Origin of the sequence: Streptomyces sp. NPDC051976 (assembly GCF_040680795.1) — a bacterium.
Taxonomy (GTDB): Bacteria; Actinomycetota; Actinomycetes; order Streptomycetales; family Streptomycetaceae; genus Actinacidiphila.
The window spans coordinates 177,555-202,226 of sequence record NZ_JBFAXL010000008.1 but is presented as its reverse complement, the minus strand read 5'-3'; the positions used below and the strand labels follow the sequence as shown (position 1 = coordinate 202,226).

24 protein-coding genes are annotated in these 24,672 nt (G+C 72.6%); 14 read left to right on the top strand and 10 right to left on the bottom strand.

Going from position 1 to position 24,672, the window contains the following annotated elements; genetic code table 11:
- Nucleotides 1-100 precede the first annotated feature (100 nt).
- From AB0M29_RS12185 to AB0M29_RS12170, 4 genes are all read left to right on the top strand, one after another.
- Entirely contained in the window at nucleotides 101-1,012 is a 912-nt protein-coding gene (locus AB0M29_RS12185; RefSeq protein WP_365382117.1) for an SDR family oxidoreductase, read from the top strand.
- Nucleotides 1,013-1,039: 27 nt separating this feature from the next.
- Nucleotides 1,040-2,293, top strand: coding sequence for an acyl-CoA dehydrogenase family protein (locus AB0M29_RS12180; RefSeq protein WP_365382116.1), 1,254 nt, complete (start codon nucleotides 1,040-1,042; stop codon nucleotides 2,291-2,293).
- The gene (locus tag AB0M29_RS12175) at nucleotides 2,290-3,084 is read left to right on the top strand and encodes an SDR family oxidoreductase (protein ID WP_365382115.1); all 795 of its coding nucleotides are present in this window, start codon (nucleotides 2,290-2,292) and stop codon (nucleotides 3,082-3,084) included. The genes AB0M29_RS12180 and AB0M29_RS12175 overlap by 4 nt, the downstream gene beginning before the upstream one ends.
- 70 nt (nucleotides 3,085-3,154) lie before the next feature.
- The gene (locus AB0M29_RS12170; RefSeq protein ID WP_365382169.1) at nucleotides 3,155-4,204 is read left to right on the top strand and encodes a Zn-dependent alcohol dehydrogenase; all 1,050 of its coding nucleotides are present in this window, start codon (nucleotides 3,155-3,157) and stop codon (nucleotides 4,202-4,204) included.
- On the opposite strand, the gene AB0M29_RS12165 is transcribed toward AB0M29_RS12170, so the two are convergent.
- Nucleotides 4,194-5,234, bottom strand: a complete 1,041-nt coding sequence (locus tag AB0M29_RS12165) for a helix-turn-helix domain-containing protein (RefSeq protein ID WP_365382114.1) — start codon at nucleotides 5,232-5,234, stop codon at nucleotides 4,194-4,196. The genes AB0M29_RS12170 and AB0M29_RS12165 overlap by 11 nt on opposite strands.
- A 70-nt stretch (nucleotides 5,235-5,304) precedes the next feature.
- Between AB0M29_RS12165 and AB0M29_RS12160 the strand changes: the two genes are divergently transcribed.
- Nucleotides 5,305-6,633 carry an MFS transporter gene (locus AB0M29_RS12160; RefSeq protein ID WP_365382113.1) on the top strand — a complete coding sequence of 443 codons (1,329 nt, stop codon included), beginning with the start codon at nucleotides 5,305-5,307 and terminating at the stop codon, nucleotides 6,631-6,633.
- On the opposite strand, the gene AB0M29_RS12155 is transcribed toward AB0M29_RS12160, so the two are convergent.
- The 4 genes from AB0M29_RS12155 to AB0M29_RS12140 form a co-directional block, all read right to left on the bottom strand.
- On the bottom strand, nucleotides 6,623-7,348 hold the full coding sequence (locus AB0M29_RS12155; protein ID WP_365382168.1) for a flavin reductase family protein: 726 nt from the start codon (nucleotides 7,346-7,348) through the stop codon (nucleotides 6,623-6,625). The genes AB0M29_RS12160 and AB0M29_RS12155 overlap by 11 nt on opposite strands.
- Nucleotides 7,349-7,499: 151 nt before the next feature.
- A complete protein-coding gene (locus AB0M29_RS12150) occupies nucleotides 7,500-8,339 on the bottom strand; it encodes an enoyl-CoA hydratase-related protein (protein ID WP_365382112.1) in 840 nt (279 codons plus the stop codon).
- A gap of 199 nt (nucleotides 8,340-8,538) precedes the next feature.
- Nucleotides 8,539-10,716 (bottom strand): acetate--CoA ligase family protein, encoded by a 2,178-nt coding sequence (locus AB0M29_RS12145; protein WP_365382111.1) that lies wholly within the window; start codon nucleotides 10,714-10,716, stop codon nucleotides 8,539-8,541.
- Between the two features lie 182 nt (nucleotides 10,717-10,898).
- A complete protein-coding gene (locus tag AB0M29_RS12140) occupies nucleotides 10,899-12,086 on the bottom strand; it encodes an NAD(P)/FAD-dependent oxidoreductase (RefSeq protein WP_365382110.1) in 1,188 nt (395 codons plus the stop codon).
- 182 nt (nucleotides 12,087-12,268) lie between these two features.
- Between AB0M29_RS12140 and AB0M29_RS12135 the strand changes: the two genes are divergently transcribed.
- Nucleotides 12,269-12,721 (top strand): DoxX family protein, encoded by a 453-nt coding sequence (locus AB0M29_RS12135; protein WP_365382109.1) that lies wholly within the window; start codon nucleotides 12,269-12,271, stop codon nucleotides 12,719-12,721.
- A complete protein-coding gene (locus AB0M29_RS12130) occupies nucleotides 12,718-13,191 on the top strand; it encodes a Zn-ribbon domain-containing OB-fold protein (RefSeq protein WP_365382108.1) in 474 nt (157 codons plus the stop codon). Before AB0M29_RS12135 ends, AB0M29_RS12130 begins: the two co-directional genes overlap by 4 nt.
- Here AB0M29_RS12130 and AB0M29_RS12125 read toward each other — a convergent pair.
- The gene (locus AB0M29_RS12125) at nucleotides 13,175-14,086 is read right to left on the bottom strand and encodes a trypsin-like serine protease (protein ID WP_365382107.1); all 912 of its coding nucleotides are present in this window, start codon (nucleotides 14,084-14,086) and stop codon (nucleotides 13,175-13,177) included. The genes AB0M29_RS12130 and AB0M29_RS12125 overlap by 17 nt on opposite strands.
- Before the next feature lie 191 nt (nucleotides 14,087-14,277).
- Nucleotides 14,278-15,456 (bottom strand): acetyl-CoA acetyltransferase, encoded by a 1,179-nt coding sequence (locus tag AB0M29_RS12120; RefSeq protein ID WP_365382106.1) that lies wholly within the window; start codon nucleotides 15,454-15,456, stop codon nucleotides 14,278-14,280.
- A gap of 169 nt (nucleotides 15,457-15,625) precedes the next feature.
- Here AB0M29_RS12120 and AB0M29_RS12115 point away from each other — a divergent pair, with 169 nt between their 5' ends.
- Together AB0M29_RS12115 and AB0M29_RS12110 are read left to right on the top strand one after the other, a co-directional pair.
- Nucleotides 15,626-16,879, top strand: coding sequence for an acyl-CoA dehydrogenase family protein (locus AB0M29_RS12115; RefSeq protein WP_365382105.1), 1,254 nt, complete (start codon nucleotides 15,626-15,628; stop codon nucleotides 16,877-16,879).
- Nucleotides 16,876-17,355, top strand: a complete 480-nt coding sequence (locus tag AB0M29_RS12110) for a nitroreductase family deazaflavin-dependent oxidoreductase (RefSeq protein ID WP_365382104.1) — start codon at nucleotides 16,876-16,878, stop codon at nucleotides 17,353-17,355. Before AB0M29_RS12115 ends, AB0M29_RS12110 begins: the two co-directional genes overlap by 4 nt.
- A 235-nt stretch (nucleotides 17,356-17,590) precedes the next feature.
- On the opposite strand, the gene AB0M29_RS12105 is transcribed toward AB0M29_RS12110, so the two are convergent.
- Entirely contained in the window at nucleotides 17,591-18,238 is a 648-nt protein-coding gene (locus AB0M29_RS12105) for a TetR/AcrR family transcriptional regulator (protein WP_365382103.1), read from the bottom strand.
- Between the two features lie 4 nt (nucleotides 18,239-18,242).
- The gene (locus AB0M29_RS12100) at nucleotides 18,243-19,025 is read right to left on the bottom strand and encodes an SDR family oxidoreductase (RefSeq protein WP_365382102.1); all 783 of its coding nucleotides are present in this window, start codon (nucleotides 19,023-19,025) and stop codon (nucleotides 18,243-18,245) included.
- Nucleotides 19,026-19,083: 58 nt separating this feature from the next.
- Here AB0M29_RS12100 and AB0M29_RS12095 point away from each other — a divergent pair, with 58 nt between their 5' ends.
- The 5 genes from AB0M29_RS12095 to AB0M29_RS12075 all read left to right on the top strand — a co-directional run bounded on the left by AB0M29_RS12095 (nucleotide 19,084) and on the right by AB0M29_RS12075 (nucleotide 23,470).
- Complete coding sequence (locus AB0M29_RS12095; protein WP_365382101.1) at nucleotides 19,084-19,833, top strand: enoyl-CoA hydratase family protein; 750 nt, start codon at nucleotides 19,084-19,086, stop codon at nucleotides 19,831-19,833.
- Nucleotides 19,830-20,702, top strand: coding sequence for a CoA-transferase (locus tag AB0M29_RS12090; RefSeq protein WP_365382100.1), 873 nt, complete (start codon nucleotides 19,830-19,832; stop codon nucleotides 20,700-20,702). The genes AB0M29_RS12095 and AB0M29_RS12090 overlap by 4 nt, the downstream gene beginning before the upstream one ends.
- On the top strand, nucleotides 20,699-21,466 hold the full coding sequence (locus AB0M29_RS12085) for a CoA-transferase (protein ID WP_365382099.1): 768 nt from the start codon (nucleotides 20,699-20,701) through the stop codon (nucleotides 21,464-21,466). The genes AB0M29_RS12090 and AB0M29_RS12085 overlap by 4 nt, the downstream gene beginning before the upstream one ends.
- Nucleotides 21,463-22,536 carry a nitronate monooxygenase gene (locus AB0M29_RS12080; RefSeq protein WP_365382098.1) on the top strand — a complete coding sequence of 358 codons (1,074 nt, stop codon included), beginning with the start codon at nucleotides 21,463-21,465 and terminating at the stop codon, nucleotides 22,534-22,536. Before AB0M29_RS12085 ends, AB0M29_RS12080 begins: the two co-directional genes overlap by 4 nt.
- A gap of 139 nt (nucleotides 22,537-22,675) precedes the next feature.
- Complete coding sequence (locus tag AB0M29_RS12075; protein WP_365382097.1) at nucleotides 22,676-23,470, top strand: VOC family protein; 795 nt, start codon at nucleotides 22,676-22,678, stop codon at nucleotides 23,468-23,470.
- Between the two features lie 24 nt (nucleotides 23,471-23,494).
- On the opposite strand, the gene AB0M29_RS12070 is transcribed toward AB0M29_RS12075, so the two are convergent.
- The gene (locus AB0M29_RS12070) at nucleotides 23,495-24,646 is read right to left on the bottom strand and encodes an acetyl-CoA C-acetyltransferase (RefSeq protein ID WP_365382096.1); all 1,152 of its coding nucleotides are present in this window, start codon (nucleotides 24,644-24,646) and stop codon (nucleotides 23,495-23,497) included.
- Nucleotides 24,647-24,672: the final 26 nt, after the last annotated feature.

Here is a 24,672-nt window from a genome sequence, read left to right as displayed (position 1 = left end):
GTGGTGTGTCGGAACCCCGGCCGGCAGGGGTCTTGTGCTGGGTGTGGTGAGCACTCGTAAAATCTAACGGTCCGTCAGAAACCATGAGAAGGGGCGGGACGTGGGCAACTTCCTGGCCGGAAAAGTCGTGGCCGTCACCGGAGCGGGACGCGGGATCGGGCGCGCGATCGCCATCGCCTGCGCCGCGCAGGGAGCGAGCGTCGTGGTGAACGACTACGGCGTCTCCATGGATGGCACGAGCGAACCGGCGAGCGAGATCGCCGAGTCGGTGGTGAAGGAGATCGAGGCCGCCGGCGGGCAGGCGGTGGCCGTCGCCGACGACGTGTCGACGATGGCGGCGGGCGCCCGGATCGTTGCCGCTGCCACCGAGCGCTGGGGACGGCTCGACGGTGTCGTCTGCGTCGCCGGAATCCTGCGCGAACGCATGCTCTTCAACATGGCAGAGGACGAGTGGGACCCCGTCATCGCCACCCACCTCAAGGGCACCTTCACCGTCTTCCGGGCCGCCGCCGCGGTCATGCGCAAGCAGGGCTACGGCACGCTGATCGGCTTCACCAGCGGCAACCACCAGGGCAGCGTCTCCCAGGCCAACTACTCGGCCGCCAAGGGCGGCATCATCTCCCTGGTCCGCAGCGCCGCACTGGGGCTGCACAAGTACGGCGTCACCGCGAACTGCGTGGCGCCCGTGGCCCGGACCAGGATGTCGGCGGGCGTGCCCATGGAGCTGAAGGAGATCGGCGAGCCCGAGGACGTGGCCGCCTTCGTCGTCTATCTGCTCTCCGACCGCGCCGCCGAGGTGACCGGGCAGGTCTACACCGTCGCGGGCCCCAAGATCGCCCTCTGGGCGCAGCCCAGGGAGATACGCACCGCCTGGTCGGACGGCCCGTGGACGCCCGAGAAGCTGGCCGACGTCCTCCCGGGCACCCTGGGCACCGATCCCATGCCGCTGCTGGAACAACTCGGCGCGATGCGCCGTGCCGCTGCCGCGAAAGAGCGGCCCAACGCGCGGTGACCACCGCCCCGTCCTGTAGGGAGCGCCATGGACTTCACCTTCGGACCCGAGGTCGACGCCTTCCGCGCCGAGGCGCGTGAGTGGTTGGCCGCGCATGTGCCCAGCGCGCCCGTGACACAAACCCGCACCTCACGGGTGCCGGGCACGGGCGGTTCCGGCACCGCGCTCGCCGCCGCCCCGGCCGCCGCTCCCGGCGCCGCCGCACCTGGTGTCGCCGACGCGCCCGACCGCCGCGCCTGGGAGCGCACGCTCGGCGCCGCGGGCTGGATCGGCCTCGGCTGGTCGGGGGAGTACGGCGGTAACCGGCGCGCCTCGCTCGCCCAACAGGTCGCGTGGGGCGAGGAGTACGCCCGCGTCGGCGCCCCCGTACGAGCCGGGCACATCGGCGAGAAGCTGCTGGCGCCCACCCTGGAGGCGCACGGCACACCCGAGCAGTGCGCGCGCTTCCTGCCCGCCGTGGCACGCGGCGAGGAGCTGTGGTGCCAGGGCTACAGCGAGCCGGGCGCGGGCTCCGACCTGGCCGGGGTGCGTACCGCGGCGGTCCGTGACCCGTCGGACGGCTCGTACCGCGTATCGGGGCAGAAGATCTGGACGTCGCTGGCGCGCGACGCCGACTGGTGCTTCGTGCTGGCCCGCACCGAACCCGGCTCCCGGCGCCACCACGGCCTGAGCTTCCTGCTGCTGCCCATGGACCAGCCGGGCGCCGTCGAGGTGCGCCCGATCCGGCAGATGTCGGGTGCCGCCGACTTCAACGAGGTGTTCTTCGACGGCGCTCGCGCCACCGAACTCGTCGGCGCCGAGGGCGGCGGCTGGCAGGTCGCGATGGCGCTCCTCGGCTTCGAACGCGGGGTGTCCACGCTGGTCCAGCAGATCGGCTTCACAAGGGAGTGGGAAGAGGTCGCCGAGGCTGCCCGGCGCAACAACGCACTCCACGATCCGATCATCAGGCAGCAGTTGATCCGTCTGTGGGCCGAGCTGCGCACGATGCGCTGGAACGCGCTGCGCACCCTGGGCACCGCCGACACTGCCGCGCCCAGCACCGCCAAACTCCTGTGGGCGGGCTGGCACCAGCGGCTCGGCGAACTGGCGATGACGGTACGCGGCCCCGCCGCAGCGACCGGACCGCGCGACTGGCGGCCCGAGACACCGTACGAACTGGACGCCGCCCAGCACCTGTTCCTGTTCTCCCGCGCCGACACGATCTACGGCGGGTCGGACGAGGTGCAGCGCACGATCATCGCCGAGCGCGTCCTGGGGCTGCCCAAGGAGCCGCGCGGATGACCGGCGGGACGAGCGCCGGGCCGCCGCCTTACGAGCCCGCACACGGCCTCCTGAGCGGCCGTACGGTCCTCGTCACGGCCGCGGCGGGCAGCGGGATCGGCTTCGCGACCGCGCGGCGGTGCGCCGAGGAGGGCGCCGTCGTGGCGATCAGCGACCGGCACGAGCGGCGGCTGGAGCAGTCGGCGGCCGAACTGGAGAAGCTGACCGGCGAGCCGCCCGTCGCCGTGGTCTGCGACGTCACGGTCGAGGACGACGTGCAGCGGCTGTTCGACGAGGTCACCCGGCGGCTCGGCGGAATCGACGTGCTGGTCAACAACGCCGGGCTCGGCGGCACCGCGCCGCTGACCGAGATGACCGACGCGCAGTGGTCGTCCGTCCTCGACGTCACCTTGAACGGCACTTTCCGCTGCACCCGCGCCGCGCTGCGCCATATGCGCGCCCGCGGCGGCGGCGTCATCGTCAACAACGCGTCCGTGCTGGGCTGGCGGGCACAGGCCGGGCAGGCGCACTACGCCGCGGCCAAGGCGGGCGTGATGGCCCTGACCAGGTGCGCGGCGGTGGAGGCCGCGGAGTTCGGCGTACGCGTCAACGCGGTCGCGCCGTCGCTCGCCCTGCACGCCAACCTCGCGAAGGTGACCAGCGACGAACTGCTGGCGGAGCTCACCGCGCGCGAGGCGTTCGGCCGGGCCGCGCAGCCATGGGAGGTCGCCAACGCGATCGTCTTCCTGGCCAGTGGATACAGCTCCTATCTGACCGGCGAGGTGGTCTCCGTCTCGTCCCAACACCCTTGAGGGAGACCGTATGAGCGGGCAGGCGACAGAGCTGGCGGCCGGGTCCACCGGCGGATCCGCGCACGAGCTGATCAGAGGGGTGGTCTTCGACGGCAAGCAGCCGCAGGTCGTCGACGATCTGGAGGTACGCGGTCCCGGTCCGGGCGAGGTGTCGGTGCGCATAGCGGCGGCGGGACTGTGCCACAGCGACCTGTCGGTCATCGACGGCACGATCCCTTTTCCGGTACCAGTGGTGCTGGGTCACGAGGGCGCGGGTGTCGTGGAAGAGGTCGGCGCCGGGGTGGTGCATGTGGCGCCCGGCGACCATGTGTCGCTGTCCACGCTCGCCAACTGCGGCACCTGCCCGGAGTGCGACCGCGGCCGCCCCACCATGTGCCGCAAAGCGATCGGCCGCCCCGGACGGCCTTTTTCGCGACAGGGACTGAGCCTGTTCAATTTCGCGTCGAACTCCGCCTTCGCCGAGAAGACCGTGGTGAAGGCCGTGCAGGCGGTGAGGATCGCGCCGGAGATCCCGCTGACGTCGGCGGCGCTGATCGGCTGCGGCGTGCTGACGGGCGTCGGGGCCGTGCTGAACAGGGCGAAGGTGGGCCTCGGCGAGAGCGTCGTGGTGATCGGCACCGGAGGCATCGGCCTCAACGTCATCCAGGGTGCGCGCATCGCGGGCGCGTCCCGGATCGTCGCCGTCGACAACAACCCGGCCAAGGAGGCGCTCGCCCGGCAGTTCGGCGCCACCGACTTCGTGCCCACCGCGGAGGCCGTACGCGACCTGCTGCCGCAGGGCGCCGACCACGCCTTCGAGTGCGTCGGCCACACCGCGCTCATCCGGCAGGCCATCGACCTCCTCGACCGGCACGGCCAGGCCATCCTGCTCGGCGTGCCGCCCGCCGACGCGGAGGCGTCCTTCCAGGTCTCCTCGATGTACCTGGACAAGTCGATCCTGGGCTGCCGTTACGGTTCCTCCCGCCCGCAACGGGACATCGCGCTCTACGCCGACCTGTACCAGCAGGGGCGGCTGCTGCTCGACGAACTCGTCACCGAGACCTATCCGGTGGAGGACTTCGCCAAGGCCGTCGACGACGCGCGGCACGGGCGGGTGGCACGCGGCGTCCTCACGTTCTGAGACCGGCCGGCGTCTCCTCGGCCGTATGAGGAGCCTGGCCGGGGCTCGCGCCGTGGAAGGTGCGGCGGTACGCGGTCGGGGAGACGCCCAGCGCCGACTGCAGGTGCTGGCGCATGGAGGCGCCGGTGCCGAAACCGGCCTGATGGGCGATCCGGTCGACGCTCAGGTCGGTGGACTCCAGCAACTGCCGGGCGAGTTCGACGCGCTGCTGGGTGAGCCACTGGCCGGGGCTCATCCCCACCTCCTCGCGGAACCGCCGGGTGAAGGTGCGCACGCTCATCGACTCCCGTGCGGCGAGCTGCGGCAGGGTGAGCGCCTCACCGAGCCGGTCGAGCGCCCAGGCGCGGGCCCGCTCGGTGCTGGCGAGCTGCGGGTCGGGCAGCGGCCGCCGGACGTACTGCGCCTGGCCGCCCTCGCGGTGCGGGGGCACCACGGTGCGGCGCGCGACCGAGTTGGCCACCGCCGTACCGAAGTCGCGGCGCACGATGTGCAGGCACAGGTCGATGCCCGCGGCCACGCCCGCCGACGTCAGCACGTCGCCGTCGTCGACGTAGAGCGCATCGGGGTCGACCTTGACCTGCGGGAAGAGCCGCTGGAAATGGTCGGCGCTCGTCCAGTGGGTGGTCGCGGGGCGGCCGTCGAGCAGCCCGGCGGCCGCCAGCAGGAACGATCCGGTGCAGATCGACACGGTCCGCGCGTCCGGCCGGATCGCGGCGAACGCCCTGGTGAGCGGGGTGGTCAGCCTGCCCTCGGTGTAGACGGGGCCCAGTTCGTGCGAGGCGGGCACCACCACGGTGTCCGCCTCCGCGAGCGCCTCGATCCCGTGCTCGACCACGATCGAGAAGTCCGCATCGGTACGGACCTGGCCCGGCCGCAGACCGCAGGTGACGATCTCGTACAGGTGGTCGCCCTCCTCGACGCTCCGGGCGGCACCGAAGATCCGCAAGGGGATGCCCAGTTCGAACGGGATCACGCCGTCGAGGGTGAAGACGGCGACCTTGTGGCGGTCGGCATGACGGAACACGGTCATGGCCCGATTCTTTCACATCATGGCCATCGGGCCACTCGTCGCGCGGAACCGGCCCCCGGAGACTGATCCGGTGACGCAGACCTCGCAAGCCCCCGCATCCGCTGCCGACGCCATACCGACGACGCCCGGCCGCCGTCCGCGCGTGCGCCCGCACCGGGCCTGGGCGGTCGCCGTGGTCACCTTCGTGACGATCATCGGCGCCGCGGCCTTCGCCTCCCTCCCCGGTCTGCTGATCGACCCGCTGCACAGCGAGTTCGGCTGGTCCCGCGGCGCGATCGGCTTCGCCGTGTCGATCAACCTCGCCCTGTACGGGATCACCGCGCCGTTCGCGGCCGCGCTGATGGACCGCTTCGGCATCCGGCGCGTGGTGGTCTGCGCGCTGACCACCATCGCGCTCGGCGCCGGGCTGACCGTCTACATGACCCAGCTCTGGCAGCTCATCCTGTGCTGGGGCGTGCTGGTCGGCCTCGGCAGCGGCTCGATGGCGCTGGCCTTCGCCGCCACCGTCACCAACCGGTGGTTCGTGGCCCGCCGCGGCCTGGTCACCGGCATCCTCACCGCCGCGGGCGCGGCGGGGCAGCTCGTCTTCCTGCCCCTGCTGTCCTGGATCACCGAGCACCACGGCTGGCGGCCCGCCGCCGCCATCGTGGCCTGCGCCGCCCTGGCCGTCGTGCCCTTCGTCTGGCTGCTGCTGCGCGACCACCCGGCCGACGTGGGCCTGTCCGCCTACGGCGCCGAGGAGTTCACGCCCAAGCCGCCGCCGGTCACCGGCGCCGCCCTCCGCGCCCTGCGGGCACTGCGCGACGCCTCCCGCACGGGGACGTTCTGGCTGCTCGCCGGGACCTTCGCGATCTGCGGCGCCTCCACCAACGGCCTGGTCAAGACGCACTTCGTGCCCGCCGCGCACGACCACGGGATGCCGGTCACCGCCGCGGCCTCGCTCCTGGCCGTCATCGGCGTCTTCGACATCGCGGGCACGGTCGCCTCGGGCTGGTTCACCGACCGCATGTCGCCGCGCCGCCTGCTCGCGATCTACTACGGCCTCCGCGGACTGTCGCTGATGTTCCTCCCCATGCTGCTCGCGGACAGCGTCCACCCGCCGATGGTGCTGTTCATCGTCTTCTACGGCCTCGACTGGGTGGCCACGGTGCCGCCGACCATCGCCCTGTGCCGTGAGCACTACGGCGAGGACAGCGCGATCGTCTTCGGCTGGGTGCTCGCCTCCCACCAGATCGGTGCCGCCCTGGTCGCCTACCTCGGGGGTGTCGCGCGTGACGCGCTGGGTTCCTACGACGTCGTCTGGTACTCCTCCGGTGCGCTGTGCGCGGTCGCCGCGCTGATGGCCCTGGTCATCCGCCGCGTACCGGTCGCCGCTCCGGAACTGGCGGTTACGGGGTGAACGGGCCGAAAGCGGAGAAAGTTCCGAAACCGCCGCGATAGAAGAGCAGGGGATCGCCGGCGCCTTCGCCGGCGCCTTCGCCGGCGCCTTCGCCGGCGCCTTCGCCTTCGCCTTCGCCCTCGGCGCCGCCGGTCCCCGCCGTCCCGCCGGATTCGTCGGCGGTGCCCAGCGCCACCACTCGGCCCACGACGACGAGATGGTCGCCGCCGGTGTGCACCGCGTGGATCTCGCAGTCGATCCAGGCGGGCGCGCCCTCGATCATGGGGGAGCCGGTCACGGGCGCCGGCGCCCACGCGACGCCGGCGAACTTGTCCGCGCCGCTCACCGCGAACTGCCTGCACAGTGCGGTCTGTCCGGCGGCCAGCACATTGACGCAGAAGACGCCCGCGCGGGCGATCCGCGGCCAGGTGGTGGAGGTACGGCCCACCATGAAGGCCACCATCGGCGGGTCGAGCGACAGCGACACGAACGACTGGCACGCGAACCCGGCGGGCCCCTCTCCCGGCGCGCCGCCCGCCGTCACCAGCGTCACTCCGGTCGCGAAGTGCCCGAGCACACCACGGAACTCACCCTGGTCCACGGCCGCCCGCTCGTCCGGCCGCACGGCCCGCAGGGGTGCCCGCGCGGCCCGCGGCACCACCGGAGGCTCGCTGTCCGGAGCCGCGGCCGTCGTGGCCCCGACCGACCTCAGATACCGCACGGCCGTGGCCGCCATACCCGCATGTCCCATCACCCCTCCATTGAATCTGACGGATCGTCAGATGGGAAGCCCGATGGGAGTGCGAAATGCGCTGGTCGCGGCGGTCGCGGTGGTCGCGGCCCGCCCCCGGTGGTCCCGCCGGCGGTGCCCGTCGGCGGCGTACGGCCTACCGGCCGCGAAAGTGCGGTGGGCGGCGCTCGACGAAGCTCCGGACGCCCTCCTGGGCGTCGTCCGTCGTCATGTTGATCTCCTGGGCGGCGGCCTCGGCGGCGAACGCGGAGGCGCGGTCGCCGTCGAGCGAGGTGTTGACGAGGTGCTTGGTCAGGGCCAACGCGCGGGTGGGGGAGGCCGCCAGCCGCTCCGCCCAGGCGCGAGCGATCGCCTCCAACTCGGCGGCGGGGACGACGCGGTTGACCAGGCCGAGGCGTTCGGCCTCGGCGGCGGGCAGGTCGTCGCCGAAGAACAAGAGCTCCTTCGCGCGCTGCGGGCCGATCAGCCGGGGCAGCAGATACGCGCCGCCGCCGTCCGGGACCAGCCCGCGGCGGACGAAGACCTCGATGAAACGGGCCCGGTCGGAGGCGAGTACGAGATCGCACGCGAGCGCGAGATGCGCCCCGATCCCGGCCGCCGTGCCGTTCACCGCCGCGAGCACCGGCTTCTCGCAGTCGAGGACCGCGGCCACCAGCCGCTGCGCGCCGCGCCTGATCGTCCGCGCGACATCGCCCGCGACCCGCTCGGCGGGTGCCGCCGCGCCCCCGCTCAGGTCCGCGCCCGCGCAGAACGCCCGGCCGGTGGCGGTCAGCACGACCGCCCGGACGTCCGGGTCGGCGGAGGCCGCGTCGAGCAGGCCGATGAGGCGCTCGCGCTGGTCCCAGGTCAGGGCGTTCATGGCCCGTGGCCGGTCGAGAGTGATCCACGAGACCCCGTTGTCAGTGGCGTGACGTACAACTGACTCAGCGGAATCATCCGGTGACTCTTCGGGGTCGCGAGGGCGGGAGTCGGTCATGGGAATCCTCGGTTCGGGCAGGTCGCGGGGGCGGAGAGGCGCGTCGTCGGCGCGCGGCGGTGCGGGGCGGTCGGCGGTGGGGTGCCTGCGGTGGCGAGTGCGGCCGCCGGACAGGCCGAGGACCCGGCCGCGGGCCGGGCCTCGGTCGTCAGCGGTGGGCGTGTGCGTGGGCGTGTCCGCGGGTGTGGGCGCCACGTGGTCAGTAGCAGACGGCGAGTGCGTCCAGCGCGACCGCGCCCTGCCCGCGGGGGAGCACCATCAGCGGGTTGATGTCGAGTTCGGCCAGCGAGTCGCCCAGTTCCATGGCCATCCGCTGCACCCTCATGACCACGTCGACGAGCGCGTCGGTATCGGCCGGTGGCGCGCCCCGGACGCCGTCGAGGAGGCGTCGGCCGCGCAGGTCGTCGAGCATGCCGCGAGCCGTCTCCGGGGCGAAGGGCGGTACGCGTACGGCGGTGTCGGCCAGGACCTCGACGAGGATCCCGCCGAGGCCCACGGTCACGGTGGGGCCGAAGAGCGGGTCGGGCGAGACGCCGACCACCATCTCGACGCCGCGTTCGACGAGTTGGCACACCAGGATGCCGTCGAGGTCGATGTCGGCGAGCCGGGCGGTGTCGGTCAGTTCGCGGTAGGCGTCCCTGACCTGACTGGCCGAGGTGAGGCCGATCCTGACGAGCCCGAGTTCCGTCTTGTGGCCGAGCTGACCGGCGGACGCCTTCATCACCACCGGGTAGCCGACCAGGCCCGCGGCCCTGACCGCCCCGGCCGCGCTGGTCACCAACTGCTCGCGCGGCACCCGGATCCCGTACGCCCTCAGGAGCTGCTTCGCCGCGTGCTCGCTGAGCTGGTGGCCGGCGCGCAGCAGGCCGCGCGCCTTGCGCGCGGACGACGACGGGGTGCGCGGGGCCTCGTCGAAGGGGGAGCGGTAGGCGGCGGTGAAGCGGTGGTGGTCGAGATAGGCCTTCACGGCGGTGATGCAGTTGCCGAAAGTGCGGAAGGTGGCGAGCCGGGAGGAGCCGAGCAGCGTCGTCCGGTAGGCGTCCTCGGTGCCGACGGGGGAGCCCCACACCACGCAGATCAGCTTGTCGGTGCGCTCGGCGGCGTCCACCAGGTCGCGGGCCAGCTTGTCGCTCATCGGGGGGAAGGGGCCGGTGATCGGGCAGATGAGCACACCGACCTCGGGGTCGGCGAGAATCGCCTCGATGATCTTGGCGCCGCGCCAGTCGCCCACCGGGTGGCCGCCGTTGTCCACGGGGTTGGCCACGTTCAGATACTCCGGGATCCACTGGTGCAGTTCGGCGCGCTTGGGCTCCGACAGCGCGGGCAGCCGCAGTCCGGCCGCCGTGGCCAGGTCGGCGAAGTGCGCACCGGTCCCGCCGGATATGGAGTAGACGACGACCCCGTCCGCGGTGGGCGGCTTGGCCCGCGCCAGCAGCGCGGCGGTGTCCTGCAGTTCGTCGAGCCCGTCGACGCGGATCACGCCGAACTGCCGCAGGGCGGCGTCGATCACCGCGTCGGAGCCGGTGAGCTTGCCGGTGTGCGAGGCGGCGGTCCTGGCGCCCGCGTCGGTGCGGCCGACCTTGACCATCACCACGGGCACCTTGCGCCGCGCGGCCCGGTCGGCGGCGAGTGCGAACGACCGTCCGTCCTTGAGCCCTTCCACATAGGCGGCGATCGCGCCGACCTCGGGCTGCCCGGCGAAGTAGGAGATGAAGTCGGAGGTCTCCAGGTCCGCTTCGTTGCCGGTCGGGGCCCAGTGGCTGAGCCGGATACCGAGTTGCTGAAGGGAGTGCAGCGGGCGGCCCTGGTGCCCGGACTGGGTGATCAGCGCGATGGCCGGTCCCGTGAGGTCCTCGCGGAACTCCTCGAAGGCGTTGAGGTTGGTGTTCGGCCCGAGCAGCCGCAGCCCGGAGCGGGCGACGACCTCGGCGAGCCGCTGTTGGGCCGCCGCGCCCTCCGTGCCGGTCTCGGCGAAACCGGAGGCGAAGGCGACGGCGAAGGAGACCTTGGCCTCGCCCAGTTCCTCGATGACCGGCAGCGGGTCGGCGACCAGCAGCACCGCCAGGTCCACGGCTTCCGGCAGATCGGCGACGGACGCGTGGCAAGGCAGGCCGAAGACGGTCTCCCGGCCGGGGTTGACCGGCAGCAGACGGGCACCGACCCGCTGCGACCAGGCGAGGAGCTGGCGGGTGATGCCGGTGTTCGGCCGCCCCTCGGTGTCGGACGCGCCGACCACGGCGACCGTCCTCGGCCGGAAGAACCGGTCGAGATCGGGCACCGGCGCGTGCAGCCGGCGGCCGCCCACATCGGTGTCGGAGGTGTCCCGTGCGGCGGGCCCGGGGCCGGGACTGCGGGTGCTGAACGTGGATCCAAGCATCGGTCTCGCCCGCCCCTGCTGGTAGGTCTACAGAACTGACGCATAGTCAGATTACTGAACTGACGACCTGTCAGGAACACTTGGGTCATGGAAAAGATACAGAGGAAGGGACTGGTGTTGTCTGGAGTGGTTGATGGGGCGGGCTGGTTGTCATCCGGCGGCGGACCGGCCGCGGACACGCCCTAGCGGGTGCGGGCCACCGCGCGGGCGATACGGCGGGCGTCGATGGCCATCTCGCGGAGCATCCCGCTGATCGGGTTGGTGAACCCGGTGAAGTACAGGCCGGGCGCTCCCTGGGGGGCGCGGGCGCCGTGCACCACCGGACGGCCGCGCTCGTCGAGCACGCCCAGGTGGCCGACGAGGGTCTCGAGGCCGCGCCGGTATCCGGTGGCGGCGATGACGACCTCGGGGCTGATCTCCGAGCCGTCGGCGAGGCGGACCTTGTCGCCGTCGAAGCGTTCGACGGCGGCGACCGGTTCGACGCGGCGGGAGCGTACGGCGTCGATCAGGCCGACGTCCTGGACCGGGATGGCGCCGTCGAGCACCCTCGCGTACAGGCCCTGTTCGGGCCGCGCCAGGCCGAACTCGGACAGGTCGGGCACGCTGGTGCGCTCGATGTACGGGGCGACGCGGTCGACCAGTCGGGGCGGCAGGCGGCGGACCAGGATGCCGCTGGCCTGCGCGGGCCAGCCCGCGGTGGTGCGGCGCATGATGTGCGGCGGGGTGCGCACGGCGAGCCGCACCCGGGAGGCGCCGCCCTCCACCAGGTCGACGGCGATCTCGGCGCCGGTGTTGCCGACGCCGACGACGAGGACGTCACGACCGGCGTAGGGGGCAGGGTTGCGGTACTCGGAAGCGTGCAGCAGCTCGCCGGGGTAGGCGTCGCGCCCGGCCCAGTCCGGCAGGTACGGGGTGTGGTTGAACCCGGTGGCCACGACGACGACCGGGGAGGTGAGTACCCGGCCGCCGGTGGCGGGCAGCGCCCAGCCGGAGGCGGCACCGGAGGCGGTGCCGGCGCGGTCCACCCGGTCGACGGCTATGCCGGTGGTGATGTCCAGGTCGTGGTGGGCGGCGTACTGCTCCAGGTAGCGCACCACGTCGTCGCGGCCGACCCAGCGGCCGTAGGAGCGCGGGATGGGCAGGCCGGGGAGGGCGGACAGGCGGCGGGTGGTGTGCAGGTGCAGCCGGTCGTAGTGGCCGCGCCAGGAGGCGCCGAGGTGTTCCGCGCGCTCCAGCACCAGCGGCCGGATGCCCCGGTGCCGGAGCGCCGCGGCCACGGCGAGCCCGCCGGGGCCGGCGCCGATGACGATGGCGTCCGGTTCCGCTGTGGTCACGGAGGCGCCCGGGGCGGCGGTGATGGGGTCGGCCATGAGGAACTCCTGGAACCTGAAGGTCGTACGCAGGCGGCAAGCGGTGTATCGGAAGGTAACCCCTCACTCAGGGCTGAGGGTAACCCCGGGGTGTGCCGGTCGGCGAGGTTGCCCCCGGCCCCTTGCGCGGGGGCCCGGTCGTCCGGTGAACTGACGTACCGTCAGATTTTGGGAGGTCCGGTATGCGCGCGATCTGGCTCAGTGGTCCGCAGTGGCTGGCGGTGCTGCGCATCGGGCTGGGGCTGTGGTGGCTGGAGAGCTGGCGGCACAAGGACAAGGAGGCGTGGTTCGTGCGGGGCACCGGGATCGCCTGGGCCAAGGACGTGGCGGACAAGCACCGCTGGGAGTTCGTCCGCGGCGGCTTCGCCACCGTGGTCGCGCCGCGCCCCAGGGTGATGGCGTACGTGGTCGTCTACGCGGAACTCGCGCTCGGCCTCGGCCTGGTCGCGGGCCTGCTGACGCCGGTCGCCCTGGTCTGCGGGCTGCTGCTCAACCTGCTCTACCTGGTGCTGATGATCCACGACTGGGCCGAGCAGGGACAGAACGGGATGATGGCGCTGATATCCGTCGTCGGGCTGTTCGCGGTGAGCTGGCAGACCTGGTCGCTGGACGACGCGTTCGGGCTCTTCCGGTGAGCGGGCAGGCGAGGTTCGACCGGCCGGAGGTGGACGCCTTCACCCGGCCGTACTGGGCGGCCGCCGCCGAGGGCAGGCTGCTGATCCGCCGCTGCCGGGCCGCCGGGTGCGGCGTCGCGCACCACTACCCGCGGGAGTTCTGCCCCGATTGCTGGAGCGAGGACGTGGTCTGGGAGCAGGCTTCGGGTGCCGCCACGCTCTACACCTGGTCGGTGGTCCATCTCAACGACCTGGCGCCGTTCCGCGACCGCGTGCCCTATGTCGCCGCCGTCGTCGACCTCGCCGAAGGGCCGCGCATGATGACGGAGGTCATCGGCTGCGCGACGCAGGCATTACGGGTGGGCATGCCGCTGCGGCTGGACTTCCGCGGCGACGACGAGTCGCCCGACGCACCCGCGGTCCCCGTCTTCCGCCCGGCCGACGACCCCGACGACCCCGACGACCCCGGCGGCCTCAGCGCCTCGCCGTGATCCTGGGGCCCATCGCCTTGACCTGTTCGTCGACCGCGTGCTGGTAGACGGCCTGTATGGCGTCGTCGAAGAACGGGCTGTACGAGATGCGGTCGGTGAGGCCGCCCGCGTCCTCGCCGCCGATCACCCCGATCACGGTGCCGCTTCTGGTGCGGGAGTTGTAGTTCAGCAGCCAGGGGCTGCCCGAGGTGCCGCTGAAGAAGCCGGCGCAGTCGAACTGCAACTGGCGCAGCCCCTCCAGCCGTGAGGTGGTGGTCGTGCAGCTCACGGCCTGGTCGTCCGGGTTCTCGCTGGCGTGCGGGTAGCCGATGACGGTGACGCGGTTGTGGTAGCCGGGAGTGCGGGACAGCCGGTTGGCGCCCGTCACGTCCTCGATCCGTTTCCCGCCCGGCGCCGGCGCCACCCGGGCGAAGGCGAAGTCGTAGTCGGAGCTGGCGTCGTCGTCCGGCACCCAGCGCGGGTCGGTGAAGACCTGCGTGACCGCCCAGACCCCGTACGGCTGCTTGGCGGCGCCCGCGTGGTAGTCGGGGACGAAGCCGATGTCCGTGCCGGGGCCGCAGTGCGCGGCGGTGAGGATGAGATCGCGGCCGGGGCTGTGCACCACGCTCGCCGAGCAGAAGTGCGCGTTCAGGTCGTCGCCGATCGAGAAGAGCACCCCGACGGTGGGCACTCCGCCGAAGTGCACCGCGGCGCCCGCGGGCGCGAACGGGCCGGGTATCGAGCCGGGCTCCGCCACGGTGTCTATCTCCCGGGCCGACGACGGCATGGAGTCGGCCATCCGCTCCGGTGTCCAGAAGCGCGCCGCGGCCTTGTTGGTCCAGGCCGCCGGCGCCGGGCCCGGGCCCGCGACGGGCAGCAGCACCGAGGCCAGGGCGAGCACGGCCGTGCACGTCACCGGGAACAGGAAACGTCGGAGCACACGAGCCCTTTCGTACGCCGGTCACGGGGGCACTGGCCTGAGGCGGGCTTCGGAGCAGGCCAGAGCCGGTCACCGGCGGCCGCGGCAGGTGTCCGACACGACCACCGACCCGGGCAGCGTACATAGCGGGGCGCCGAGGGCGCGGACGCACACCCCGGGGAGTGGCGTCAGCCGCGGCCGAGTACCACCGTGCCGGAGGAGCAGAACCATCCGCCGGTCCCCGAGGCGACGGCCAGTTCCGGCAGCCGTCCACCGGGTCCGCGCACCTGCCGGCCGTCCGCCTCGCCCCGCAGCTGGCGCACCGCCTCGACCAGCAGGAACAGCCCGCGCATGCCGGGATGGCAGGCGGACAGGCCGCCGCCGTCGGTGTTCACCGGCAGCTCGCCGTCGATGGTCAGCCGCCCCTTGGCGGCGAAGGCGCCTCCCTCGCCCTTGGCGCAGAAGCCCAGGTCCTCGAGGGTGACCAGCGTCATGTAGGTGAAGGCGTCGTAGATCTCCGCCAGGTCGATGTCGGCCGGTGTCACCCCGGCCCGGGCGAACGCCTGGCGGCCCGACTCCGCGGCCGGGGAGACGGTGAAGTCCTCCCACTGCGACATCGAGGTGTGCGAGACCGCGGTGCCGCTGCCCAGCACCCATATGGGGCGCTTGGCGCAGTCGGCCACATATTCCTCGGCGGCCAGCAGCACGGCGCCGCCGCCGTCCGAGCGCACACAGCAGTGCAGCTTGGTGAACGGGTCGGCGATCATCGGCCCGGACAGCACCTCGTCGACGGTGATGGGGGTGCGGTACATGGCCTCCGGGTTGCGGGCGGCGTTCGACCGCGCCTGGACGGCGATTTCGGCGAGCTGCTCCAAAGAGGTGCCGTATTCGTGCATATGACGGCGGGCGGCCATCGCGTACTTGGCGATCAAGGTGTGGCCGTAGGGGACCTCGAACTGCAGGGGGCCGCCGGAGCCGAAGGAGAGGTTGGCAGTGCGGCGACGGGCCTTGAGGTCCGCGCGGGCGGTGGAGCCGTAGACGAGCAGGACGGCGTTGGCGTGGCCCGCCGCGATGGCGTCCGCGGCGTGCGCGGCCATCACCTCCCAGGTGGAGCCGCCCACCGAGGTGGAGTCCACCCAGGTGGGACGCAGCCCCAGGTACTCGGCGACCTCGACCGGCGCCAGGACGCCGAGGCCGGCCGACGCGAACCCGTCCACCACCGATTTGTCGAGCCCGGCGTCGGCGAGCGCACGCCGCGCCGCCTGCGCGTGCAAGGCGTACGGGGTGGCGTCGTCGACCCGGCCGCAGTCGGACAGGGCGACGCCGACGACGGCGACGGAACGGTGTCCACGGGGAGCGGAAGCCATGAATCTGACGGTACATCAGATTTGGTGGACGTCACCAGGGTGGCCCACGACGGCCGCCCCTCGGTGATCGCGCTTCGAAGGCGTGGTGATGCGCCTCTGGGCATCGCGGCACGCGGCACCTAAGATGACGGCCCGTCAGATAGCACCGGGTGCGGGGAGGAGTCGGCCGATGGACGCCGCGTTCACCGAAGAACAGGACGAGATCCGGCGCACGCTGCGGGATCTGCTGCACAAACGCTGCGGGCCCGACGAGCTGCGCGCCGCCGTCGCCACGCCCGCCGGTCACGACGCGGCCCTGTGGCGGCAGCTCGCCCAGTCCCTCGGCCTGCCGGGACTGGCGCTGCCCGAGACCGTCGGCGGCGCCGGGTGCGGCCCCACCGAGCTGGTGCTGGCCTGCGAGGAGAGCGGACGCGCCCTGCTGCCGTCCCCGCTGCTCGGCACCTCGGTGCTGGCCGCCCCGCTGATCACCGCGCTCGGTACGGACGCCCAGCGGGCCCGTCTGCTGCCGCGGATCGCCGACGGCACCCTGACCGCCGCGCTGGCCACCGCTGCCCCCCTGACCGCCGCTCTGGCCCTCACGGGGCCCAACGACGGCGACTGGGCCGGTGGCGGCCGTGCGGGCGGCATCCAGGCCCGTCCGGCCGCCACCGGCGCTGACGCCACCCGGCCCGCCGGTGACGCGGCGGCCCCGTATCTGCTCTACGGGCAGGCCGAGCAGGTGCTCGGCGGGCACAGCGCCGACCTGCTGCTGGTCGCCGCGCACACCGGCGGGTACGCGCGCACCGGAATCCGGCTCTTCCTGGTGGAGGCCGGGGCCCCCGGCCTGGTGCGCACCCGGCTCACCGCGCTGGACGAGACACGGCCGCTGGCCCGGGTGGAGCTGCGTGACACCCCGGCCGAGGCGCTCGGCGGATCGGGCGCGTCGGCCGGTGGGGACCCGGCCGACGCGCTGGCCCGCACCGGGTGCCTGGCTGCCGCCGCGCTCGCCGCGGAAGCCGTCGGCGCCGCCGATCTGGCGCTCACCTCGACGGTGGACTACGTACGGGTCAGGGAGCAGTTCGGCCGCCCCATCGGCTCGTTCCAGGCGGTCAAGCACCGGCTCGCCGACCTGTACGTCCAGCTGCAGGCGGCGCGGTCCGCCGCGTACTACGCCGCGTGGGCGGCGGGAGCGGACGGTACGGAGCTTCCGGTGGCGGCCCCGCTGGCGCTCGCCCAGGCGCTGGAGGCGCTGCGCGCGGTCACGGGCGCGGCGATCCAGTTGCACGGCGGGATCGGCTTCACCTGGGAGCACCACGCCCATCTGTACTTCAAGCGGGCGGTGGCCGACGACCTGCTGTTCGGCCCGGTCGACGCCCTGCGCGCGCACGCCGCCGGCCGCGCCGGGCTCTTCCCGTCCGAGACGGCCGTCAGGAGAGCCGCGTGATCACCAAAATCGTGCAGAAGGTGTCGTCCACCCGTGCCTTCGCCAGGATCGCGCCACACGTCGTGCCCGCGATGGACACCGGGATCCACCGGCTGACCAGGGGAAAGGTGCTGCTCAGCGCCACCATGCTGCCAGGCGTCGTCCTCACGGTGACCGGCGCCCGCAGCGGGCTGCCGCGCCGGGTGCCGCTGGCGTGCATGCCGGAGGAAGGCGGCACCTATGTGCTGGTCGGCAGCAACTTCGGCCGCACCGACCACCCGGCCTGGTCGGCGAACCTGCTCAAGAACCCGGAAGCGGAGATCAGCCACAAGGGGCACGACGTGCCGGTGACGGCCCGCCTGCTCAGCGGAGACGACCGCACGGCCGCCTGGGCCGCGCTCGTCGCCTTCTGGCCGCCCTATGCCACCTATGCCAGCCGCGCGCCCCGCGAGATTCGGCTCTTCCGGCTCACACCGCGGGAAAAGAGCCCCCAGTGATGCACCGGTGACCTATAGTGATGCCTGGACCCGTACCGGACGTACAGAGGCCCCAGGTGCCGCAGGGGTTGTGTGCCCCCTGGCCGTCATGGGCACAGACGAAGACGCGGACGCCGCCGACCTCCCCCGAGGAGCGTGCGACGCCCGCGTCAGGGCGTGATGTGCTGGCAGGACAGCAGGAAGCGAGCACCGTAAGGCGGGCAATGGGTACCGCGAGCCCGAAGGGCGGCGTGCGCTACTTCGCCGGCTTCTTCCCGGTGACGCCGAGGTGCACGAGCAGCGCCAGGTTCGGCTTCAGCTCGGCTTGCTTGACACCCCAGCTCGTGAAGCCCTTTTGGTGCGCGGCGACCGCGGCCAGCATGGCGACCAGGGAACCGGCGACGGCCGCCGGACTGACTTCCTTGTCGACCTTGCCCTTGCTCTGCAGGTCCTTGATGGAGTCGGTGAGGGAATTGGTGACGGCGTTGAGGATCTTCATGCGGATCTTGTAGAACCGCTTGTCCCCTTCCGCTGCTCCGAGGTCGACGACGCGCAGGATGGCGTCGTTCTTCCGCCAGAAGGAGAGGAAGCCGTCGACGAGTTCCTCCGCCGCCTGGGCGCCTGACTTGCCGACCCAGGAGCGACCCGCGACCAGTTCGGTCAGGCTCGCTCCTTCCTTGGCCATTTCGTCGGCGAGTTCGAGAACGGCGCCCTCGACGTCGGGGAAGTACTGGTAGAACGTTGCGGGGGAGGTGCCCGCCATCCGGGCGACGTCGATGACCTTGACGTCCCGGTACGGTGACGTGCTGAGCATCTCGCCCAGGCAGTCGAGCAGCTTCTGCCGCGTCGCCTGCCCGCGGCGACCGGCAACACGGCCGTCGACGGTGCGAACTTGTCCTGTCATGCCGTCAGTTTACCGGCGGGTGATCAGCGCGCGATTCGGCAGCCTGCAAATGGGGTGGCAGCTCACCTCCGCCGTGAACCTGCAGCTCAGCGCCGCTTATATAGCGCGCGGCCGAAGAGGCCAGGAACAGTACGGGACCGGCGATGTCGGCCGGGTCCGCCAGTCTGCCGAGCGGAACGGCCGCACTGATGGCTCGTTGCACTTCCGCGTCTCCGTCCCCGTAGTGCTCGGCCGAGCGCTCCGTCAGCACCAGCCCCACGACAAGACAGTTCACCCGCACCGAAGGGCCCCATTCGGCGGCCAGGGAGCGGGTCAGGGAGGCGAGACCGGCTTTCGCGGCACCATAGGCGGCGGTTCCCGGTGACGGCCGCACTCCGCTGACGCTTCCGATGTTGACGATGGATCCGCCGTCCGGCTGGCGGGCCATCAGGGCGTACGCGGCCTGGGAGCAGTACAGCGGTGCCAGCAGGTTCAGCTCGATGACAGCCCGGGACAGCCGCGGCGAGGCGGTGGCGGCGTCGGCGTAGGGTGCGCCGCCCGCGTTGTTCACCAGCAGGTCGAGGCGGCCGTACGCGTCGCCCAGGTGCGCGAAAAGGTCCTTCACGGCGTCCGGGTCGCGGACGTCCGCGGAGCGGAACGCGACACCTGGTGGCAGGTCGTGCGGGGGCTTGCGGCCGCAGACCAGCACCTGGGCGCCGGCCGATGCCAAGGCGCCGGCGATGGCCCGGCCGATGCCCCGGGTGCCGCCGGTCACGAGCGCCACTCGCCCTTCCAGGTCCTCCGTCACGTGGGCTATCGTGCCAGAGAAACTGACGCTGCGTCAGATCTCGGGCGGAGGAAGGCGTATGGCGATACAGGTGGCGCGCCACGGACCGGGCATCGCGGAAGTGGTGATCGAGGCCCCGCCGGTCAACGCGATCGATGTGAAGGGGTGGTTCGCGCTCGCCCGCGCACTCGCCGAGCAGGGCGCCGACCCCGGGGTGCGGGCGGTGGTGCTGCGTGCGGAAGGACGTGGATTCTGCGCGGGTGTCGACATCAAGGAGATGCAGGACACGGAAGGGTTCGACGCGCTGCTCGGTGCCAACGCGGGCTGCGCCGCCGCCTTCGCGGCTGTCTACGACTGCCAGGTGCCGGTGATCGCCGCGGTACACGGCTTCTGCCTCGGCGGCGGCATCGGCCTGGTCGGGAACGCCGACCTCGTCCTCGCCTCCGACGACGCGTACTTCGGTCTGCCCGAGGTCGACAGAGGTGCCCTGGGTGCGGCCACCCATCTGTCCCGGCTCGTGCCGCAGCACCGGATGCGGCACATGGTGTACACCTCGCAGAACGCCACGGCGGCCGAGCTGTACGGCTACGGCTCGATCCTCACCGTCACCTCCCGCGATCGTCTGCGCGACGCAGCGATCGAGACCGCCACCGCCATCGCCGCCAAGGATCCGCAGGTCATCAGGGCCGCCAAGCAGTCGCTGAACGGCATCGACCCGGTCGACGTCAAGCGCTCCTACCGCTACGAGCAGGGCTTCACCTTCGAACTCAACCTCTCCGGCGCCGGCGACCGGCTGCGGGACGCCTTCACCCAGGGTGGTGCCCGATGAGCGACAAGCGGATGACCGCGGACGAGGCCGTCGCGCGCCTGAGCGACGGCATGACCGTCGGCATCGGCGGCTGGGGCTCGCGCCGCAAGCCCATGGCCCTGGTCAGGGCGATCCTCAGGTCGCCGCTCACCGATCTCACCGTCGTCTCCTACGGCGGCCCCGACGTCGGCCTGCTGTGCGCGGCGGGCAAGGTCCGCAAGGTCGTCTACGGCTTCGTCACCCTCGATTCCGTCCCCCTGGAGCCGCATTTCCGCGCCGCCCGTGAGCAGGGCGCCGTCAAGGCGCTCGAACTCGACGAGGGCATGTTCCTGGCCGGGCTGCGGGCGGCGGCCCTGCGGCTGCCCTTCATGCCGATACGGGCCGGGCTGGGCGCCGACGTCCTGCGCAACGCGCCGCAGCTGCGCGTGCTGCCGGACCCGTACGGCACCGGGGACGAGGTGGTCGCCGTGCCGCCGCTGCGGCTGGACGCCGCCCTGGTGCACGCCAACCTCGCCGACCCGGCGGGGAACGCCGCGCTCACCGGTCCCGACCAGTTCTTCGATGACCTGTTCTGCCAGGCGGCGGACGCCGCCTATGTGTCGGCCGAGCGGGTGGTGCCCACCGCCGACCTGCTCAAGGAGGCGGGGTGCGTGCACGCCCTGGTGCTGCACCGCCATCTCACGCACGGCGTCATCGAGGCGCCCCGGGGCGCGCACTTCACCGAGTGCCTGCCGGAGCACGGCCGCGACGAGCGGTTCCAGCGCGCCTACGCCGCCGCGGCGACCGACCCCGCCGCGTGGGACGCCTTCGCCGAACGCTTCCTGCGTCATGTGGATGAATCGTCTTATCAACAGGCTGTGGACAACTTTCACGAGGAGGCCGCGTCGTGACGGCGGTACCGCAGGCCACCCGGGCCGAGATCTGCGTCGCCGCCTGCGCGGACGCCTGGCGCGGCGACGGCGAGATCCTGGCCAGCCCGATGGGCGTCATCCCCACGCTGGGCGCCCGGCTGGCCCGCGCCTCCTTCGCGCCCGACCTGCTGCTCAGCGACGGCCAGGCGTATCTGCTCGCCGGGGACGTGCCCCTGGGCGCCGCGCCGGACGCCCTCACCGTCGAGGGCTGGCTCCCGTACCGGGCGGTCCTCGATCTCGCCGCGGGCGGCCGGCGGCACGTCATGATGGGACCCAGCCAGATCGACGCCCACGGCAACGCCAACATCTCCTGTGTCGGCCCCTGGTCCCGCCCCATTCGGCAACTCCTCGGCACCCGCGGCGCCCCGGGCAACACCGTCAACCACGCCACCAGCTACTGGGTGCCCAAGCACGCGCCACGCACCTTCGTCGAGCACGTCGACGTGGTCTGCGGCCTCGGGTACGACCGGGCCGCCGCCGTCGGCCACGCCGCCCGCTTCCACACGCTGCGCCGCGTCGTCACCAACCTGTGCGTGCTGGACTTCGGCGGCCCCGGGCACCGCATGCGGCTCGCCTCCCTGCATCCGGGCGTCACCGTGGACCAGGTCGTCGCGGCGACCGGCTTCGACCTCACCCTGCCCGCCCGGATCCCCGCCACCCGGCAGCCCACCGACGCCGAACTGCGCGTCCTGCGTGACGTCCTCGACCCGCGCGCCGCCCGTGACCGGGAGATCCCGGCATGACCGGCGTCGCACCGCTGGCGACCCGGCTCACCGCGCTCACCGGTGTCCGCCATCCCCTCGTGCAGACCGGGATGGGATACGTCGCCCGGCCCCGGCTGGTGGCGGCCACCGCCAACGCCGGCGCCCTGGGCATCCTGGCGGCCGCCACGCTGTCGTACGACGAACTCGCCGCGGCCATCGCCGAGGTACGCCAGGCGGCCCCCGGGCGGCCGTTCGGCGTGAACATACGGGCCGACGCGGGGGACGCGGCCGAGCGGATCGCGCTGATGGGCAGGGAAGGCGTCCGGGTGGCGTCCTTCGCGCAGGCGCCGACCAGGGAGTTGATCGCGCGCGCCCACGACCACGGCATGGTCGCCGTGCCGTCGATCGGCGCCCGGCGGCACGCCGAGAAGGTCGCCGAGTGGGGCGCGGACGCGGTCATCGTGCAGGGCGGGGAGGGCGGCGGCCACACCGGCGCCGTCCCCACCACGCTGCTGCTGCCGCAGGTGGTCGACGCCCTCCGGGGCAGTCAGGTGGCCGTCGTCGGCGCGGGCGGGTTCTTCGACGGGCGGGGGCTGGTGGCGGCGCTCGCCTACGGCGCCGACGGCATCGCGATGGGCACCCGCTTCCTGCTGACCTCCGACGCGCCCGTGCCGCGCGTGGTCCAGGACCGTTATCTGGCGGCCGACGTGAACGGCACCCTCGTCACCACCGAGGTCGACGGCGTCCCGCACCGGGTCCTGGCCACCGACTTCGTCCGCTCGCTCGAACGCGGCGGCCCGCTGGTCCGCTATCCCCGGGCGCTGCGCAACGCCCTGCGCTTCTCGCGGCTGTCCCGGACGCCGCTGCGCGTGCTGCTCCGCGAGGGCAGGGCCATGCGCGCGGCCCGCGAACTGACCTGGCCGCAGACGCTGATGGCGGCGAACACCCCGGTGCTGCTGCGCGCCGCGATGGTCGAGGGCCGCGCGGACCTGGGCGTCATGGCCTCCGGACAGGTCGCCGGAGTGCTGTCCGATCTGCCGTCCTGCGAGGAGCTGGTGGCCCGGATCGCGGCCGAGGCACAGGAGATTCTGGGGCGCCTCAAGAATTGACCGTATGTTCGAATTGAAGGCCGTGCGGCGGGGAAGATCACTGGTTACGGTGGCAGTGCGAGCGTGTGATCCAGCACACACGCGGCGCGTCGAAGTCGCGCGCACCCACACACATCCACGGCACGGAGAGGACCCCCTCATGTCCGCATTCGGCGATGGCGCCCCTTGTTGGGCCGATGTCTCGCTGCCCGATCTGGACGCCGGCCGGCGCTTCTACGGCGAGCTGTTCGGCTGGACGTTCCAGGACCAGGGCGAGCAGTTCGGCCACTACACGATGGCCCTGCAGGACGGGAGGAACGCGGCGGCGCTGATGGGCAAGATGGACCCGTCGATGCCCACGGCCTGGAGCGTGTACTTCGCGACGTCGGACATAGCGAAGCTGGCGGCCAGGATCGGGGACGCGGGCGGGCAGGTCGTGTTCGGTCCCGACGCGGTCGGCGACACCGGCATCATGCTGGGTGCGCTCGACCCGGGCGGCGCGTTCTTCGGCGTCTGGCAGCCGGGCACGCACCCCGGCTTCGACGTGGTCAACCAGCCCGGTGCCTTCTGCTGGGCCGAGAACCACACCAAGGACGCGGACGCGGTCGACCCCTTCTACTCGGCCGTGTTCGGATACGACGCGCAGCAGGTCGGCGACGGCGTGGACTTCGACTACAAGGTCTGGTCGCTGCCCGGCGACGCGGACGGCCAGGTCGTCGGCCGGATGAACGCCGCCACCAGCCTTCCCGCGGACCACCCGTCGGCCTACCAGGTCTACTTCGACGTGGACGACTGCGACGCCACCGCGGCCACCATCGCCCGGCTCGGCGGCCAGGTGCGGCGGGAACCCCAGGACTCGCCCTTCGGCAGGATGGCCGTCGTCGCCGACGACCAGGGCGCGAACTTCGCGATCATCGACACGCGGCGCAGGTCCGAGGCGATACCCGGGCAGTAGCGGCGGGCGGGAGCGGGGGCGGGTTCAGAGCCGCTCGATCACCGTGACATTGGCCTGGCCGCCGCCCTCACACATGGTCTGCAGGCCGTAGCGACCTTGGTTGCGTTCCAGCTGGTGCAGCAGGGTGGTCATGAGCCGGGCCCCCGTGGCGCCCAGCGGGTGCCCCAGCGCGAGGGCGCCGCCGCACGGGTTGACGACGGCGGGGTCGGCGCCCGTCTCCTTCAGCCAGGCCAGCACCACGCAGGCGAACGCCTCGTTGATCTCCACCGCGTCGAAGTCGCCGATGGACATGCCGGTTCTGGCGAGGGCGTGCGCGGTCGCGGGGATCGGGCCGGTCAGCATGCGGATCGGGTCGCAGCCGCGGGCGGAGAGATGGTGGATGCGGGCGCGCGGGGTCAACCCGTGGTCGCGGACCGCCTGTTCGCTGGCGATGAGCAGGGCGGCGGCGCCGTCGGAGATCTGTGAGGCGAGCGCGGCGGTCAGCCGTCCGCCCGGGGTGAGCGCAGGCAGCGCCGACATCCGGGCCGCGGAGGTGTCGCGGCGCGGTCCTTCGTCGGCGGTGACGCCGGCGAGTGGGACGGTCTCCCGGGCGAACCACCCGCTGTCGCGTGCGTGCAGGGCGCGGTGGTGGCTGGTGAGGGCGAAGCGCTCCATGTCCTCGCGGTCGATGTCCCAGTCGCGGGCGATGAGTTCGGCGCCGTGGAACTGGCTGACGGGCTGGTCGCCGTACCGGGCACGCCACCCCTCGGAGCCGGAGAACGGATCGTCGAAACCGTAGGGGCGGCCGGCCGTCATGGCCGCGGCTATGGGGATCCGGGACATGTTCTGGACGCCGCCCGCGACCACCAGGTCGCTGGTGCCGGACAGCACGGCCTGGGCCGCGAAGTGCACGGCCTGCTGCGAGGAGCCGCACTGCCGGTCGACGGTCACCCCGGGCACGTGCTCGGGCAGTCCCGCCGCCAGCCAGCAGGTGCGGGCGATGTCGCCCGCCTGGCCGCCAATGGCGTCGACGCAGCCGAAGACCACGTCGTCGACGGCGGCGGGGTCGAAGCGGCCGCGCTCGACCAGCGCGGTCAGGACGTGGGCGCCGAGGTCGGCGGGGTGGACGGCGGCCAGACCGCCGTTCCTGCGGCCGACCGGGGTGCGTACGGCTTCGACGATGTAGGCCTCGGGCATCGTGGAACTCCGTTCCTCGCAAGGCG